Source organism: Stenotrophomonas sp. NLF4-10, assembly GCF_022359915.1.
In the GTDB taxonomy this organism is placed as follows: domain Bacteria; phylum Pseudomonadota; class Gammaproteobacteria; order Xanthomonadales; family Xanthomonadaceae; genus Stenotrophomonas; species Stenotrophomonas daejeonensis.
On the sequence record NZ_JAKSEE010000003.1, the window covers coordinates 2,067,865 to 2,083,317 of the forward strand.

Sequence of the window (15,453 nt, forward strand, 5' to 3'; positions counted from 1 at the left end):
CGTGGCCGATGCATCACGCCGCGCGGTTAAAATCGGCGCATGACTTCCGACGCCACCGCCCGCCAGCGCATCAGCGAGCTCCGCCAGCAGCTTTCCACGGCCTCGCGCGCCTACCACGAGCGCGACGAACTGCTGATCCCCGACGCCGAATACGACGCGCTGATGCGCGAACTGGAAGCGCTGGAAGCGGCGCACCCGCAGTTGGACAGCGTGGAATCGCCCAGCCACCAGGTCGGCGGCAGGCCGTCTTCGCGCTTCGCCGAGGTGGTGCACGCGGTGCCGATGCTGTCGCTGGGCAATGCCTTCAGCGAGGAGGAGGTACGCGATTTCGTGCGCCGCATCGACGAGCGCCTTGGCCGGGCGCAGCTGCTGTTCTCGGCCGAGCCCAAGCTCGATGGGCTGGCGATCAGCCTGCGCTACGAGAACGGCGTGTTCGTGCAGGGCGCGACCCGCGGCGATGGCAGTACCGGCGAGGACGTCAGCGCCAACCTGCGCCAGATCAGGGTGATCCCCGACCGGCTCGACGGCGAAGGCTGGCCGGCGGTGCTGGAGGTGCGCGGCGAGGTCTACATGCCGCGCGCCGACTTCGAGAAATACAACGAGCAGGCGCGCCTGCACGGCGGCAAGGTGCTGGCCAACCCGCGCAACGGCGCGGCCGGCTCGCTGCGCCAGCTCGATCCGAAGGTCAGCGCGCAGCGGCCGTTGAGCTTCTATGCCTACGGCACCGGCGAGGTCGGCGGCGGCGAGCTGCCGGCCACGCATTCGGCCACGCTGGCGCAGCTGGACCGCTGGGGCTTCCCGGTCAGCGACCTGTGCCGGGTGGTCGAAGGCGCGGATGGTTTGCTCGACTACTACCGCGACATCGGCGCGCGCCGCGATGGCCTGCCGTTCGATATCGACGGGGTGGTCTACAAGCTGGACGACCGCGACGGCCAACAGGCGATGGGTTTCGTCGCCCGCGCGCCGCGCTGGGCCATCGCCCACAAGTTCCCGGCACAGGAACAGACCACCACGGTCGAGGCCATCGAGATCCAGATCGGCCGCACCGGCGCGGCCACGCCGGTGGCGCGCCTGCAGCCGGTGCAGGTGGCCGGCGTCACCGTCACCAACGCCACCCTGCACAACGCCGACCAGATCGCGCGGCTGGACGTGCGCGTGGGCGATGCGGTGATCGTGCGCCGCGCCGGCGACGTGATCCCGGAAGTGGTCAGCGTGATTGCCGAACGCCGCCCCGAGGGCACGCAGCCGTGGACGATGCCGGCGGCCTGCCCGGTATGCGGCGCGGAGATCGTGCGCGAGGAGGGCGCGGCGGCGTGGCGCTGCTCGGGCGAGCTGAGCTGCCCGGCGCAGCGCAAGGAAACCATCGCCCATTTCGCCTCGCGGCGGGCGATGGACATCGATGGGCTGGGCGACCGCTACATCGAAACCCTGGTCGATGCCGGCATCGTCCGCGGCGTGGCCGACCTGTACCGGCTCAGCCGTGACCAGCTGCTGCACCTGAAGCTGGTGCTCGATGCCGCCGATCCGTCGGCGCTGGCGGCCAGCCTCAAGCCGCACCTGCCGGCCGAAGGCAGCGGCGCGGTGCTCAACGCCGTTCTCCGGCTTGACGGCGACGCCGCCAACTGGCGCGCGCAGGCATTGGCATTGCCGGTGGCCTTCGAATGGAACACGAAGAAGATCGCCACCAGGTGGGCCGACAACCTGATCGCCGCCATCGACGCCAGCCGCGACGCCACGTTGGAACGGCTGCTGTTCGCGCTCGGCATCGAGCACGTCGGCGAAAGCACCGCCAAGGCGCTGGCGCAATGGTTCGGCGACCTGGAGCTGATCCGCCAGCTGCCGTGGCCGCTGTTCAAGCGCGTGCCCGACATCGGCGGCGAGGTGGCGCGTTCGCTCGGCCATTTCTTCGAACAGGAAGGCAACCAGCAGGCCCTCGACGCGTTGTTGAAGGTCGGGCAGGTGCGCATCCGCGACAGCCACCTGCCATCGGCGAAGCTGCGCGACGGGCTGGACCTGGCGCAGTTGCTGGTCGAGGCCGAGATCCCCGGCATCACCCGCCTGCGCGCCGAGAAGCTGGTGGCGGCGATGCCGTCGGCGCAGCAGATACTCGACGCCGAGCCGGAACATTTCGTCGCCGCCGGCCTGCCCGAGGACACCGCGCGCGGGCTGGCGCAATGGCTGGAGGGCGACAACCACGGTCAGTTGCTGCTCAAGGGCGAGGAAAGGATGCGGGAACTGCTGCAACTGGCGCCGGAACTGGCCGCGCAACCGGCCGGACCACTGGACGGCAGGACCGCGGTGCTGACCGGCACGCTGGTGCGGCTGACCCGCGATGCCGCCAAGGCGCGGCTGGAGGCGCTGGGCGCCAAGGTCGCCGGCAGCGTGTCGAAGAAGACCGCCTTCGTCGTGGCCGGCAGCGAGGCCGGCTCCAAGCTGGACAAGGCCGTCGAGCTGGGCGTGGAGGTGTGGGACGAAGAGCGCCTGCTCGCCTTTCTCGCCGAACACGGACAACAACCATGAACCTGCGCTTCCGGCTTGCCGCGCCTGCGGATTTCCCGCGCATCATCGCCATGCTGCGCGCGTTCTACGACGAGGACCGCATCGCCTATGACCCGGTGCTGGTCGAGCCGGGCCTGCGCCAGTTGCTGGCCGAACCGGCCTGCGGCGCGGTGCTGCTGCTGGAAGGCGACGACGTGGCCGAGGCCGGCTACATCACCCTGGGCTGGTGCTTCAGCGTGGAGCAGGGCGGCCGCTTCGTGCTGCTGGACGAGCTGTACCTGGCGCCGGCCGCGCGCGGCCGTGGCTGGGGCCGGCAGGCACTGGCGCTGGCGCGCGACTGGGCGATCGTCGAGGGCGCCAGCGTGATGCGGCTGGAAGTGAACCACCACAATGCGCGAGCCAAGGCGCTGTACCTGTCCGAGGGCTATCGCGACGATGCACGCGACATCCTCACCCTGCCGCTGGCCGCCGTGCCGAAGGGGCTGCACCCATGAAAAAAACAGCAGGACAGCTGTTTTTCACGGCGAAGCCGCCCGAAGGGTGGCGCACAGGGAGGTGCGCCATGAAAAAACGACAGGACAGGCGTTATTCACGGCGAAGCCGCCCGCAGGGTGGCGCACGGCCGGTTTTTGCTCCTGCAAAACCGGCATTCCCGCCATCCGTGGCGGTCAGGTGTGCGCCATGATCGAGGCCCTGCGCCGGCGCGCACGGCTGAATGCGCTGATCCGCGACTTCTTCGCCCGCCGCGACGTGCTGGAAGTGGAAACGCCGATCATGTCGGCCGCCGGCAACACCGAGCCGAACATCGACAGCTTCCAGACCCGTTTCAGCGGCCACGTCGATGCCGGCTCGCCGGTGCGCTGGCTGCGCACCTCGCCCGAGTACCCGCTCAAGCGTTTGCTCGCCGCCGGCGTCGGCGACTGCTACGAACTGGGCCGGGTGTTCCGCAATGGCGAGGCCGGCGGCCGCCACAACCCCGAGTTCACCATGCTGGAGTGGTACCGGGTCGGCTGGGACCACCATCGCCTGATCGGTGAAACGGTCGAGCTGGTGCGCGCGGCATTGGCGATGGTCGGGCGCGAGGCGTCGTTGCAGGTGCTGACCTACCGCGAACTGTTCATCGACACGGTGGGCGTGGACCCGTTTGCCGCCGACGAAGCGCAACTGCGCGCGCCGCTGGCCGGCATCGGCATCACCCCCGACGGACTGACCCGCGACGATTGGCTGGACCTGCTGATGACCCACCGCATCCAGCCGTTTTTCCCCGCCGACCGCATCACCGTGATCCATGACTGGCCGGCCACGCAGGCGGCGCTGGCGAAGGTCCGGCCGGGCGAGCCGTCGCTGGCCGAACGTTTCGAGCTGTACCTGGGCGCGGTGGAGCTGGCCAACGGCTACCACGAACTGGACGATGCCGACGAACAGCGCCGGCGCTTCCAGCGCGACCTCGCCGTGCGCACTGCGCGCGGCGACGTGCTGCCGCCGCTGGACGAACCGCTGCTGGCCGCGTTGCCGGCATTGCCGCACTGCGCCGGCGTGGCGCTGGGCGTGGACCGGCTGCTGATGGCGCTGGCCGGCACCGGCCGCATCGCCGACGTGCTGGCCTTCGACTTCGCGCATGCCTGAACCGGCATGCGGCCGTACCGGCTTGCCATGTCGTCGGCATTGATGCTCTGATCGTTCCAGCGGGCGCGCCTGTGCCGCCTGCGATGTTCGTCATGGTTGCCGGGGTGGGACTTCGGATGAAACGTGTGTGTGGCCTGCTGCTGTCGCTGGCGCCCGTGCTGGCGTGGGCGCAACGCGAGACCCCCGATGCCGGGGTGCAGGTGGTGCGCTGCGAATCCGATGGCGCCCTGGAGCGTTGCCCGATGGACGTATCGCGCGGCGTGCAGCTGGTCCGGCAGGTTTCCGAGGCACCCTGCATCCGCGAAACCAGCTGGGGCGTGGACGATGGCGGCATCTGGGTCAGCCGTGGGTGCGATGCGGAGTTCTCCGCCGTGGCGGCTTCGTCCACCAATGGGCGGAAGGTGCGGCGCGTCGTCCGCTGCGAGTCCAAGGGGCGCGTGGTCAATTGCCCGGTCCTGCTGCGCGGTGCGCCGGTGCGCCTGCTGCGCCAGCAATCGCTGCTGCCGTGCAGGGAAGGGCACACCTGGGGGTATGGGCGCAACGAGATCTGGGTGAGCCGTGGCTGCCAGGGGCAGTTCGAGGTCGGCGCCGAGGACGGCTCCGGCTTCGTGGACATCCCGCGCCAGGTCACCTGCGAATCGAAGAGCGAAATGCGCCGGGAATGCGGGGTGACCATCGAACGCAGGGCCACCCTGGTCAAGCAGTTATCGAACGCCCCCTGCGAAGAAGGCCGCAGCTGGGGCTGGAGCCGCAACGGCATCTGGGTGGACAAGGGCTGCCGCGCCGAGTTTTCCGCCGATTGAACATGCCCGGCGGCCACTGGCCGGCAAGCGCAGGAACGCCGGGAGATGCGAGGTTTCCGGCCGGCTACAATGGCGCGATGAACGACACCACCGCCATCGATTACGCCCGCTACGACCACATCCGCCCGATCCGCTGGACCGGCGATGCGCTGGAACTGCTGGACCAGCGCAAGCTCCCGTTCGTCGTCGAGCACGTGGCCTGCCACGACAGCGACGCGGTGGCCGCGGCCATCCATTCGCTGGCCGTTCGCGGCGCACCGGCCATCGGCATCGCCGCGGCCTGGGGCATGGTGCTGGCCGCGCGTGAAGTCGAGGCTGGTGACGGCGGCAGCGCGTTGCAGGCACTGGAGCCGGCGATGGCGCGGCTCAACGCCGCCCGTCCGACCGCCGTCAACCTTGCATGGGCGCTGGCGCGCATGCGCCGCGCATTGGCCGGGGCAGGGCAGGACTGGAAGCAGGTGCTGGCGCTGGAAGCGCAGGCCATCGCCGACGAGGACCTGGCCGCCAACCGCCACATGGGCATGCTCGGCGCCGGCCTGATCGCGCCGGGCAGCGGCGTGCTGACCCACTGCAACACCGGCTCGCTGGCCACCGCCGGCTTCGGCACCGCGCTGGGCGTGATCCGCGCCGGCGTGGCGCAGGGGCACGTCGAGCGCGTGTTCGCCGGCGAGACCCGGCCGTGGCTGCAGGGCGCGCGGCTGACCGTGTGGGAACTGCAGCAGGACGGCATCGACGCCACCCTGGTCGCCGACTCCGCCGCCTCGCACCTGATGAAGACCGGCGCGGTGCAATGGGTGATCGTCGGCGCCGACCGCATCTGCGCCAACGGCGACACCGCCAACAAGATCGGCACCTACCAGCTGGCGATTGCAGCGCGCCACCACGGCGTGAAGTTCATGGTCGTCGCGCCGTCCTCGACCGTGGACATGGACACCGCGCATGGCGATGCGATCGAGATCGAGCAGCGCGATCCCGGCGAGTTGTTCGGCGTCGGCGGCGTGCGCACCGTGGCCGAGGGCATCTCCGCCTGGAACCCGGTGTTCGACGTGACCCCGGGCGGGTTGATCGACGCCATCGTGACCGAGAAGGGCGTGATCCAGAACCCGGACCGGGACGCGATGCAGGCCGCGTTCGGCGGCTGAAGCCGGGTGCGGCGGGGCCTTGCCGCCGACACCGTTTGCCACTGCTCTGCAGGCTGCCGGGTGTGGCTGCTAAATCCTTGGTTCATGCAGGCAAAACCCCTGCAAATACAGGCGTGAAAGCGGCCGTTGTGATAGAATCCGTCGCTTGAATCGAGCATCGGCGCAGTGGCCCTCCGGGGCGCCCGCGCGCCGGGCCGGACCGCTACCAGAAGACGGAATCCGAATGGCAGAAACCGCCAAGGAAATCATCCAGGTCAACCTGGAAGACGAGATGCGCAAGAGCTACCTCGATTACGCCATGAGCGTGATCGTGGGGCGCGCACTCCCCGATGCACGTGACGGCCTCAAGCCGGTCCACCGCCGCGTCCTTTTTGCGATGCAGGAGCTCGGCGCGCATGCCAACAAGCCGTACTACAAGTCGGCGCGCATCGTCGGCGACGTCATCGGCAAGTACCACCCGCACGGCGACAGCGCGGTCTACGACACGCTGGTGCGCATGGCGCAGCCGTTCTCGCTGCGCTACATGCAGATCGACGGCCAGGGCAACTTCGGCTCGGTCGACGGCGACAGCCCGGCGGCGATGCGTTACACCGAGTCGCGCCTGTCGCGGATCAGCCACGAGATGCTGGCCGACATCGACAAGGAAACCGTCGATTTCCAGCCCAACTACGACGAGAAGGAACTGGAGCCGACGGTCCTGCCGACGCGCTTCCCGAACCTGCTGGTCAACGGCTCGGCCGGCATCGCGGTGGGCATGGCCACCAACATCCCGCCGCACAACCTGACCGAGTCGATCAATGCCTGCATCGCGCTGATCGACAACCCGGCCATCGACGTCGATGGCCTGATGGAATACATCCCCGGGCCGGATTTCCCGACCGCCGGCATCATCAACGGCACCGCCGGCATCATCGCCGGCTACCGCACCGGCCGCGGCCGCGTGCGCATCCGCGCCAAGGCCGACATCGAGGTGGCCGACAACGGCCGCGAGTCGATCATCGTCACCGAAATTCCCTACCAGGTGAACAAGGCGCGGCTGATCGAGAAGATCGCCGAGCTGGTCAAGGAGAAGAAGCTCGAAGGCATCAGCGAGCTGCGCGACGAGTCCGACAAGGACGGCATGCGCATCTACATCGAGGTCAAGCGCGGCGAATCGGCCGAGGTCGTGCTGAACAACCTGTACCAGCAGACCCAGATGGAGTCGGTGTTCGGCATCAACATGGTGGCGCTGGTCGATGGCCGCCCGCAGTTGATGAACCTCAAGCAGATGCTGGAGGCGTTCGTCCGCCACCGCCGCGAGGTCGTCACCCGCCGCACCATCTACGAACTGCGCAAGGCGCGCGCGCGCGCCCACGTGCTGGAAGGCCTGACTGTCGCGCTGGCCAACATCGACGAGATGATCGAGCTGATCAAGACCTCGTCCAACCCTGCCGAGGCCAAGGAGCGCATGCTCGCCAAGGTGTGGGAGCCGGGGTTGGTCGGCGCGTTGCTGGGCGCCGCCGGCGCCGAGGCGTCGCGCCCAGAGGACCTGCCCAAGGGGATTGGCCTGGTCGACGGCAACTACCAGTTGTCCGACGTGCAGGCCACGCAGATCCTGGAAATGCGCCTGCACCGCCTCACCGGGCTGGAGCAGGACAAGCTCACCGAGGAATACAAGCAGCTGCTGGAAACCATCGCCGGGCTGATCCGCATCCTGGAAAACCCGGACGTGCTGCTGCAGGTGATCCGCGAGGAACTGGAGGCCGTGCGCGCCGAGTACGGCGACGAGCGCCGCACCGAGATCCGCCACAGTGAGGAAGACCTCGACATCCTCGACCTGATCGCGCCGGAAGACGTGGTGGTGACGTTGTCGCGCGCCGGCTACGTCAAGCGCCAGCCGGTATCGGCCTACCGCGCGCAGAAGCGCGGCGGCCGCGGCCGCAGTGCGGCGGCGACCAAGGACGAGGATTCGATCGAGCAGCTGTGGCTGGTCAACACGCATGACACGCTGCTGACCTTCACCAGTTCCGGCAAGGTGTTCTGGCTGCCGGTGCACCAGTTGCCGGAGGCCGGCTCCAACGCCCGCGGCCGCCCCATCATCAACTGGATCGCGCTGGAGAACGGCGAGCGCGTGCAGGCGGTGCTGCCGGTGCGCGAGTACGACGACAACCATTTCGTGTTCTTCGCCACCCGCAACGGCACGGTCAAGAAGACCCCGCTGAGCGAATTCGCGTTCCGCCTTGCGCGCGGCAAGATCGCCATCCACCTCGACGAGGGCGATGCGCTGGTCGGCGTTGGCCTGACCGACGGCGAGCGCGACATCCTGCTGTTCGCTTCCAACGGCAAGACCGTGCGCTTCGGCGAGGACCGCGTGCGCTCGATGGGCCGTACCGCCACCGGCGTGCGCGGCATCAAGATGGCCAAGGGCGAGGAAGTGGTCAGCCTGATCGTGGCCGAAAGCGCCGGCGGCGCCGAGGACGAGAACGAAGACGACAACGGCGTCGAGGACGTCTCGGGTGAGAGCCTGGCGGGCGAGGGTGGCGAGACCATCGATGCGGGCATGGACGATGCCGGCGTGCAGTACATCCTCACCGCCACCGAGAACGGTTACGGCAAGCGTACGCCGCTGGCCGACTACCCGCGCAAGGGCCGCGGTACGCAGGGCGTGATCGGCATCCAGACCAGCGAACGCAACGGCAAGCTGGTCAGCGCGGTGCTGCTGGGCGACGGCGACGAAGTGCTGCTGATTTCCGACGGCGGCACGCTGGTGCGTACCCGCGGCTCGGAGATCTCGCGCGTGGGCCGCAATACCCAGGGCGTGACCCTGATCCGACTGTCCAAGGGCGAGAAGCTCCAGGCGGTCGAACGGCTGGATGCCTCGCTGGAATCCGGGGATGACCTTGCCGACGAGGAAGCCGTGGAGGAGAGCGGTGCCGAACAGCCCGCCACGCCACCTGAAGCCTGATCCACGGGCTTCGCGATGACAGAAGAAAGCGCCGGCATTGCCGGCGCTTTCTTCATCCAGCCGCTCGGATTTACGGCTTGTCCTTGTCCTGCCCGGTTCCGGCCTTGCGCCTGGCCAGCAGGTTGGCGGCCGGGTTGTCGGTCACGCTGCCGGCCTGGAAATAGCCGACCACGCTGGCGACGGAACGGTGGTCGGTCATCGCCATCAGCGCGGGTAGGGCGACGCCCTGGCGCGCACCTTCGGTGACGAAGCCGGAGCGCAGGCTGTGTCCGCCGAAATCCCCGTCCAGTCCGGCCAGCGCTGCACGGCGCTGCACGATGTCGGCCACCGCCCGTGGCGAAATGCCGGGGCCGATGGTGTCGCCCCACAGACGGCGGAAAATGGGGCCTTCCTGCAGACCGCTGGCCTCCAGCCACGCGGTGAGCGCATCGGCGGCGACACCGAGGATCGGCTTGTCTGGCGTGGCGTTGGCCTTGGGGCCATCCTGCAGCGTCTTGCCGTGTTCCAGACGGTAGAGATAGGCATCCGGGGCAATGCGACGCAGGTCGGCCAGATCGGCCGCGGCGACTTCGCTGCGGCGGCGCCCGCCGCTGGCGAAGGCGAAGTAGAGCAGGGCGCGGTCGCGCAGCCCTTCCAGCGTGTCGTCGCAGGTGGCGATCAGGGCTTCCAGTTCGTTGCCGGTGATGGCGGTCTTCTTGCGCGGACGTTCGCCGCGCTTGTGGGCCGCGCGGCGGCCTTTGGCAAGCAGCTGGCGAACTTCGGGCGTTTCGCAGGGATTGGGCAGCTTCTTGAACTGGTGCGCGGCCGACAGTACGGCAATGCGGTGGATGATGGTGCTGAGCTTGAATGGTCCGGGGCGCTGTTTCAGTCCGGCCGCAACCAGTTTTTCATCAAGCGTCTCCGGCAGCTCCCATGTCAGCCCGGTTTTTCCCTTGCGGGCCAGGTGGTCGACGATGAACTGCACGACCGTGCTCGAATGCATCGGCAATTCGATCGTGCGACCGTAGCGGCCCTGATACCACGCGGTCCAGTAACGCAGCGCGGTCTGGTAGCTGCGCGCGGTGTTGACCGAAGCCGCTTCGTCGAAGATTTCCCGTACGGCTTCGGCGGCACTGCTGGCCAGCTGTTCGGGTAAAAGCGCGGAAGGAAACAGATCGAGAGCGGCGGATTTCATGGACGTGGACAAGGCGGGGTCAGGGCTGTTTTTCGACTCTACCATATAATACTTCCGATAACTATCACTTATCGGAAGTATCGAAATGGCGGAAATTTGCAGCCATCTTTCGGTTTATCGCGCGTATCTTTGGAGAAATCAGGTCCGCATGGTGGAAATCTTTGCCTCGGAAACACTTCACATGGGCCTAACATCCTGTCGATAGACGCGTCTCCGATGATCGCGTCACCGCCGGGGCCTCGGCCCCGGCACCCCGGCTAGAATGCGCGCAGGAAGCCATTCAGGGGGAAACATGGACCGGCAAGAACCGAAATTGGGCGATCTGACGAACATCGAGTTCAGGCCCAAATCCTACCGGGGACCAAGCCGACCGCCACAACAGCAAGGCGGAAACGGGATCATCTGGAAAATTGCCCTGGGCGTGTTCGCCGGGCTTTGCCTGTTCGGCCTTGTTACCTGTAGCGGCTTGATCGTGATCGGCAGTGCCGTACAACAGGAACAAGCTCGGCAGGCAGAAGAAGCCATGAAGGAATTCCAAAAGGCAATCAATGATCCCGACCCTATGGGCTGGAGAAAAGCCCAAATGGAACGCCAGCGGCAAGAAGCAAGAGAACGAGCGCTACAGCCCGGTGAACGATGCATCAGCGGCAAGAGGTTCCGGCGAGTAGACAATGGATGGGTGCAAGTGCAAAAGCCCTGCTAGAAGCAACAAGTGCACCGCGTAATAGCCGTAGAACGCCCAGCGCATGCGCCTGATCGCCGGCAAGCGCCTGAGCGGATCGGATAGCCAACCCACAAGAAAGAAGGCAACCAAGGCCCAACCATTGCCGTTATACAAGAGCAACGGCCCGTAAGCAGCAACTGCAAGAAGCCCCCGGAAGTAGACAACCCAGATTGAGTTATCCCCTCGAATAACCGGTGGCGAACTTAGAGCCCACCACCAGGCGAGAACGAAGAAAAGACCAGCCCATTGATAATCCACGAACAGCGGCGCAGGCCCGGCCAGCAGCGCGAGCAGCCACCAGCGGCCGCGCTGCATGCACAGGATGCACGCAGCCGCCAGCGCGAACGACAGCAGCACGTTCAGCGGCAGCCAGTAGCCGAACGCCAGAGCGTGGGCGGGCTGCGCAATGACGCCCCACAGCGCCAGCCGCTTCACCGACTTGGAAACGTCCGCCTGCGGCTGAGCAAGGTTGTAGGCCATGACCAGCGCGAACGCAGGGAATGCAACGCGGCCCAGCTCGGACACCACCGGCACGTATCCGCCGAAAAACACCTTGGCAACGTGGTCCCCGGTCATCAGGACCAGCGCGATCCACTTGACCAATTCGCGGCCGCTACTGGTCACAGGTCGATCCCCGTTGCCGGCGTCACTGAACTGCTGGCGCTATAGCTCGGGTTAGATGGGAACGTGCCTTGAACGCGCGTACCACGGCCAATAGCAACACCCGGCAGCACCGCCCCACCCTGCGCAACTCCGGGCTGCTGCTGGAACTGCTGGGATTGAAACTCGCGCCGCTCCTTATAGGGGTTGTAGACCGATCCATACCGGGCCAACGTGCGGCATTCCGGCTGGCTCAATTCGTAACGGGTGCCCTGCTCCGTCAAGCATGTGCAAGACGGCTCCGAGTGATTGCCGTATGCATCCGCGCCACCAAGCGAGGACATACAAACCAGCTGCGGATCGGCCGTCACTTGCCGATCATCGAAGATCGGCGCAGTCCAGGGCATGGTGCCAAACCGGGGAAGGTGTTGCCGGGCGTAATCCGTGGCGTTCTTGAACCTCGACTCCCTCGGCTGTTCACCCTGCGCAGCGGTTGAAGGGGTCGGGACGCCGGCTTGCGCCGTCGTTCCCGGCCCCTTCAACTTTTCGGCGTAGGCATCAGGCTTAAGATTGCGATAGGCAAAAAACACGAAAATGGCAGCGGCCACGACCATCGCCGGCAATGCCAACACCTTGAACGGCACGCGTGGCTTGATTGTGTGCACCTCGGCAGACTTGTACGAACCGAACGCACCAGAGGGAAGCAAACGCGTAGTGCGTTGAGCAATGCCACGTTTCGCCGACGACTTCACTTCCTCGTTAAGTTCACCCCAACGGAATACATCAATCATCTTGGTTCCGAAACGGCGGACCACGTGCGAGTGCGAGCCGATCAAACCCCGAACGAAAGGATAAAGCTGGTTGGGCTGCTGGGTAGTCCAAACGAAGTCCAGGCCGCGATGCCGATGCTCGGCAAGGTCAAGAACATGTTTAGGTGTCGCCTGCCGACCTGCATCATGCAAATGACCGAACCACTTCCAAGCTTCGTCAACGAAGATAAGCGAGCCGTCCGGGATGCGATGCGCATGCAGTTGGCCGTCGCCGTGGCAGTTGCACGTGGGATCGCCATCAGGATCGTGATCGTTCCACTTGCGCGGATCGTCCAGAACGGTTGCAAGGCCCGGCTGCAAACCATCAATGCCAGCAGCGAAGATCGGCCGCTCACCGCGCTTCGCTTCATCGAGAAGCCGCTCCATCATCAGCGCGGTTTTGCCGTTGCCAGGCTGGCCGGTGTAAAGCTCAATTGGCATATTAGGCCCTCTTCACCAAAAAAGCCTTGGCAGCACCAATGGCGAATTTCGCAGCGACTGCCGACGCAATCATGGTGCAAGCCTGATCGAATTTCATGATGCCGAGATAAGCGACAAGCACACTGCCCCACTCGCCCCCCGGAACGCCGCTTTGGATATGCTGGCGCATGCTGTCAATCCACGGTTCAACTGCAAATTCATGCGTTGCCCAAGACAACCCAAACCACGCCAGCGCGCCAGCAATCCACGAACCAAGGCGGGACCGAAAAACCCACGCGAGACCCGATATAAGCCCACTCAACAACGGCGCAAGAAACGGCACGATCAAGCCTCCTTCGACGCAACAATGCGCAACGATGCAAGCGCAGCCAGACCCAGCACGAAGTAGCTGCCAAGCCCGAGCCAATTGCAGACAGGCGTCGCATCGAACTGAATGACAGCACCTAGAACGGTGATCGCGGGAGGACTCGGGCAGCTGCCGCCACCCCAGCCATAGCCCGACGTATCCGGCTCAATCGCACTCCCATTGCCGCCGCTACTGGCCCACGAATCGGCCGGATTACCTTCGGCACCAATGTCGGGCGAACCACCATCACCTGTAAGGGCATTGCGGATGGCTGCAACATCCTCGCCACTACCATCACCACCATTACCACCACCGATGGACAGCTTTTCAAGCGCACAGGCCGTGCGCCATTGCATCAGCAGCTGGGTATATTCCACGGCATCGCAGTTCTCACCCGTACAGATCGGGATTGCGTTGCACGTGCCGCCAGTGATGTTGCGATTCTTGCGGGTATTGCAATCAATGCGCCATTGAATGCGCGCCTGACCGCACAGGATTGGCGAACCGCTACACGATGGCGGCGCATTGCAGTTATCGCCGCCGGCGAAAGTTTCGTCGGTGTCCCCCTCATTCTCACCATCATCCGGCTGGCCGTCGCCATCGGCGTCACGCTTGCAAGTGCCGTCCTTGCCGCGCGCTTCGCCCTGGGCGCACTGGCCGTCACCGGGCAAGCATTCGCCAGATGGAGCCTTCACGTTACCGGCTGGACACTCGTTCTTTTCCGAATCGCACGTACCTTGCGAACTCAGCACCATGCCGGCCGGACAAGATTGCTTTTGACAGCCGCCCGCGCCATCTGGCTCTTCACCAGCGTCGCAATCTACCTGCGGCAGCTCGCATGCCTGCTGATACGCGTTCCAGTAGTAACCGGACGCGGCGAACTTGTCACACATTGCCTCGCCGCCAATGTCACTGCACACCTGCCCGGAAATCGAAGTAGTAGCATTCCACGTGCCATCCGAGTTCCGCAGATAGCCAGTTTCGCACCCCTGATTACACTGGATCGAACCATCGCGCGCACCGCTACCCATTGTTCCGGCCCACTGCAAACTTCCAGAAGTTGTTTGATCCGGACGAGAAGAGCAAGACTGGTCGTAGCGGAAAGACGCATTGGTTCCGTTATGCCAAGTGGGGGTGCCCGAGCATCGACCGGGCGAAACTGTGCCAGCAGAGTAAACACCGAAAGTAGACGTGCCATTCTGAAGAATGCAGCGCTCCCTTGACTCATTTTCAAGCAGCGTAGAAACGTGAGCGAGAGCCTGCGAATAAGCTTCGCCTTGATCGCAATGATCACTTTGCAGCTTGCAGTTAGCAGCGGCAGCAGAGCCGACACCCACCCACGCCAATGCAGCCGCAACCAGCAGCGCAGCCACGCGCCGCGCAATCGCATTGGCGAAAATGCGAGCAACCCACCGCATTAGTCGAAATCCACGAAGATGATGGCGAGCGCGAGAACCCACGCGACCAAGACGATCCAACCTTCCATACCGTTCCCCGAAAAAGATGGGCGGGAGGGTGTCGGCCCTTCCCGCCCTGGTGGTTACAGCGCGCCACGCACCCACTTGTAAACCTTGATGCCGACCAGCACGGTCAGCACCGCCGAGCCGATGCTGGCAATGGGCACCGCCGCAGCTGAAATTGCGGAAATCACCTCGCTCACATCGACGCCGCCGCCGCCCGACGCGAACGCCGAACCGGTGGCCAGCGCGGCCGAACCCACACCGGCAACGGCCGGCAACTTGCCCCGCAGGGCGTTCTTGAACTTCTGCATGCTGTCCTCCTAGGACTGTTTCAGAGCTTTGCGGATGAGCCGGAACACATACGCCACGGCCAGCAGGTAGGCGATTGCCGACCCAATGGCATTGGCATCCTCAACCGCCAGTTCCGGCAGCAGTGACGGTTGAGGAATCCAGATCACGGCCGTGCACTCGCCCGTCGCCGCGTTGAAATCGGCTTCCAAACAGGCGGGCACAAGCACGGCCACGAATCAAGCCGCCTTGGATTGCGGTTGCTGCGGTTGCGGCTTCGACGCCGTCGCCGGATCGACCAGCGTCATGCGGCGCGCCAGCTCGACACCGAAACGGCCCGGGACAAGATCGCTGGTGACGTCCCATGCCTTCACCGCACCGACCGCATAGCCCTTATCCAGGCCGTCCACTTCGACGTCGATCTGGATGCGCATGGCTTCCGTTTCCAAACTGGCGCGCTGGCTGTAGATGGCCTTCTGCATGCCCTTCGACGTGGTGACGGTGCGGGTTTCGACGCCGGACAGAATCGTGATCTTGGGAGTGTTCATTTCGTTTTCTCTCTTCGTTGGTTTGATCGGCTTGCGGTGAGGTGTGCTG

At 65.5% G+C, this 15,453-nt stretch carries 15 protein-coding genes; 6 read left to right on the forward strand and 9 right to left on the reverse strand.

Annotated features, from left to right (window positions below; genetic code table 11):
* The first annotated feature begins 39 nt into the window (after nucleotides 1-39).
* The 6 genes from ligA to gyrA all read left to right on the forward strand — a co-directional run bounded on the left by ligA (nucleotide 40) and on the right by gyrA (nucleotide 9,014).
* Nucleotides 40-2,520 (forward strand): NAD-dependent DNA ligase LigA, encoded by a 2,481-nt coding sequence (gene ligA / locus MIC98_RS09700; protein WP_239737012.1) that lies wholly within the window; start codon nucleotides 40-42, stop codon nucleotides 2,518-2,520.
* The gene (locus tag MIC98_RS09705) at nucleotides 2,517-2,993 is read left to right on the forward strand and encodes a GNAT family N-acetyltransferase (RefSeq protein WP_057641617.1); all 477 of its coding nucleotides are present in this window, start codon (nucleotides 2,517-2,519) and stop codon (nucleotides 2,991-2,993) included. Before ligA ends, MIC98_RS09705 begins: the two co-directional genes overlap by 4 nt.
* Nucleotides 2,994-3,180: 187 nt before the next feature.
* Nucleotides 3,181-4,125 (forward strand): EF-P lysine aminoacylase EpmA, encoded by a 945-nt coding sequence (gene epmA / locus MIC98_RS09710; protein ID WP_239737013.1) that lies wholly within the window; start codon nucleotides 3,181-3,183, stop codon nucleotides 4,123-4,125.
* A gap of 116 nt (nucleotides 4,126-4,241) precedes the next feature.
* Nucleotides 4,242-4,928, forward strand: coding sequence for a DUF3011 domain-containing protein (locus MIC98_RS09715; RefSeq protein ID WP_057641619.1), 687 nt, complete (start codon nucleotides 4,242-4,244; stop codon nucleotides 4,926-4,928).
* A gap of 77 nt (nucleotides 4,929-5,005) precedes the next feature.
* Entirely contained in the window at nucleotides 5,006-6,070 is a 1,065-nt protein-coding gene (gene mtnA, locus MIC98_RS09720; RefSeq protein ID WP_239737014.1) for an S-methyl-5-thioribose-1-phosphate isomerase, read from the forward strand.
* A gap of 223 nt (nucleotides 6,071-6,293) precedes the next feature.
* Nucleotides 6,294-9,014: a DNA gyrase subunit A gene (gene gyrA / locus MIC98_RS09725; protein WP_239737015.1), complete on the forward strand. Its 2,721-nt coding sequence runs from the start codon at nucleotides 6,294-6,296 to the stop codon at nucleotides 9,012-9,014.
* A gap of 70 nt (nucleotides 9,015-9,084) precedes the next feature.
* Here gyrA and MIC98_RS09730 read toward each other — a convergent pair whose 3' ends face one another.
* The 9 genes from MIC98_RS09730 to MIC98_RS09770 form a co-directional block, all read right to left on the reverse strand.
* Nucleotides 9,085-10,188, reverse strand: coding sequence for a site-specific integrase (locus tag MIC98_RS09730; protein ID WP_239737016.1), 1,104 nt, complete (start codon nucleotides 10,186-10,188; stop codon nucleotides 9,085-9,087).
* Nucleotides 10,189-10,468: 280 nt separating this feature from the next.
* On the reverse strand, nucleotides 10,469-10,789 hold the full coding sequence (locus MIC98_RS09735; protein ID WP_239737017.1) for a hypothetical protein: 321 nt from the start codon (nucleotides 10,787-10,789) through the stop codon (nucleotides 10,469-10,471).
* A gap of 18 nt (nucleotides 10,790-10,807) precedes the next feature.
* Nucleotides 10,808-11,536 (reverse strand): TraX family protein, encoded by a 729-nt coding sequence (locus tag MIC98_RS09740; RefSeq protein WP_239737018.1) that lies wholly within the window; start codon nucleotides 11,534-11,536, stop codon nucleotides 10,808-10,810.
* Nucleotides 11,533-12,762 carry a zonular occludens toxin domain-containing protein gene (locus MIC98_RS09745; protein ID WP_239737019.1) on the reverse strand — a complete coding sequence of 410 codons (1,230 nt, stop codon included), beginning with the start codon at nucleotides 12,760-12,762 and terminating at the stop codon, nucleotides 11,533-11,535. The genes MIC98_RS09740 and MIC98_RS09745 overlap by 4 nt, the downstream gene beginning before the upstream one ends.
* Before the next feature lies 1 nt (nucleotide 12,763).
* Nucleotides 12,764-13,084 (reverse strand): DUF2523 family protein, encoded by a 321-nt coding sequence (locus tag MIC98_RS09750; protein WP_239738120.1) that lies wholly within the window; start codon nucleotides 13,082-13,084, stop codon nucleotides 12,764-12,766.
* Nucleotides 13,085-13,086: 2 nt separating this feature from the next.
* Complete coding sequence (locus MIC98_RS09755; protein WP_239737020.1) at nucleotides 13,087-14,526, reverse strand: virulence factor TspB C-terminal domain-related protein; 1,440 nt, start codon at nucleotides 14,524-14,526, stop codon at nucleotides 13,087-13,089.
* 122 nt (nucleotides 14,527-14,648) lie between these two features.
* A complete protein-coding gene (locus tag MIC98_RS09760; protein WP_239737021.1) occupies nucleotides 14,649-14,879 on the reverse strand; it encodes a major capsid protein in 231 nt (76 codons plus the stop codon).
* 9 nt (nucleotides 14,880-14,888) lie between these two features.
* Entirely contained in the window at nucleotides 14,889-15,092 is a 204-nt protein-coding gene (locus tag MIC98_RS09765; protein WP_239737022.1) for a hypothetical protein, read from the reverse strand.
* Nucleotides 15,093-15,095: 3 nt separating this feature from the next.
* On the reverse strand, nucleotides 15,096-15,404 hold the full coding sequence (locus MIC98_RS09770; RefSeq protein ID WP_239737023.1) for a hypothetical protein: 309 nt from the start codon (nucleotides 15,402-15,404) through the stop codon (nucleotides 15,096-15,098).
* Nucleotides 15,405-15,453 lie beyond the last annotated feature (49 nt).

Coding starts and splice junctions, on each gene's coding strand:
- MIC98_RS09760 (WP_239737021.1), bottom strand. CDS start 14,879: ATGCAGAAGTTCAAGAACGCCCTGCGGGGCAAGTTGCCGGCCGTTGCC.
- MIC98_RS09755 (WP_239737020.1), bottom strand. CDS start 14,526: ATGCGGTGGGTTGCTCGCATTTTCGCCAATGCGATTGCGCGGCGCGTG.
- mtnA (WP_239737014.1), top strand. CDS start 5,006: ATGAACGACACCACCGCCATCGATTACGCCCGCTACGACCACATCCGC.
- ligA (WP_239737012.1), top strand. CDS start 40: ATGACTTCCGACGCCACCGCCCGCCAGCGCATCAGCGAGCTCCGCCAG.
- MIC98_RS09730 (WP_239737016.1), bottom strand. CDS start 10,188: ATGAAATCCGCCGCTCTCGATCTGTTTCCTTCCGCGCTTTTACCCGAA.
- MIC98_RS09745 (WP_239737019.1), bottom strand. CDS start 12,762: ATGCCAATTGAGCTTTACACCGGCCAGCCTGGCAACGGCAAAACCGCG.
- MIC98_RS09715 (WP_057641619.1), top strand. CDS start 4,242: ATGAAACGTGTGTGTGGCCTGCTGCTGTCGCTGGCGCCCGTGCTGGCG.
- MIC98_RS09705 (WP_057641617.1), top strand. CDS start 2,517: ATGAACCTGCGCTTCCGGCTTGCCGCGCCTGCGGATTTCCCGCGCATC.
- epmA (WP_239737013.1), top strand. CDS start 3,181: ATGATCGAGGCCCTGCGCCGGCGCGCACGGCTGAATGCGCTGATCCGC.
- gyrA (WP_239737015.1), top strand. CDS start 6,294: ATGGCAGAAACCGCCAAGGAAATCATCCAGGTCAACCTGGAAGACGAG.
- MIC98_RS09770 (WP_239737023.1), bottom strand. CDS start 15,404: ATGAACACTCCCAAGATCACGATTCTGTCCGGCGTCGAAACCCGCACC.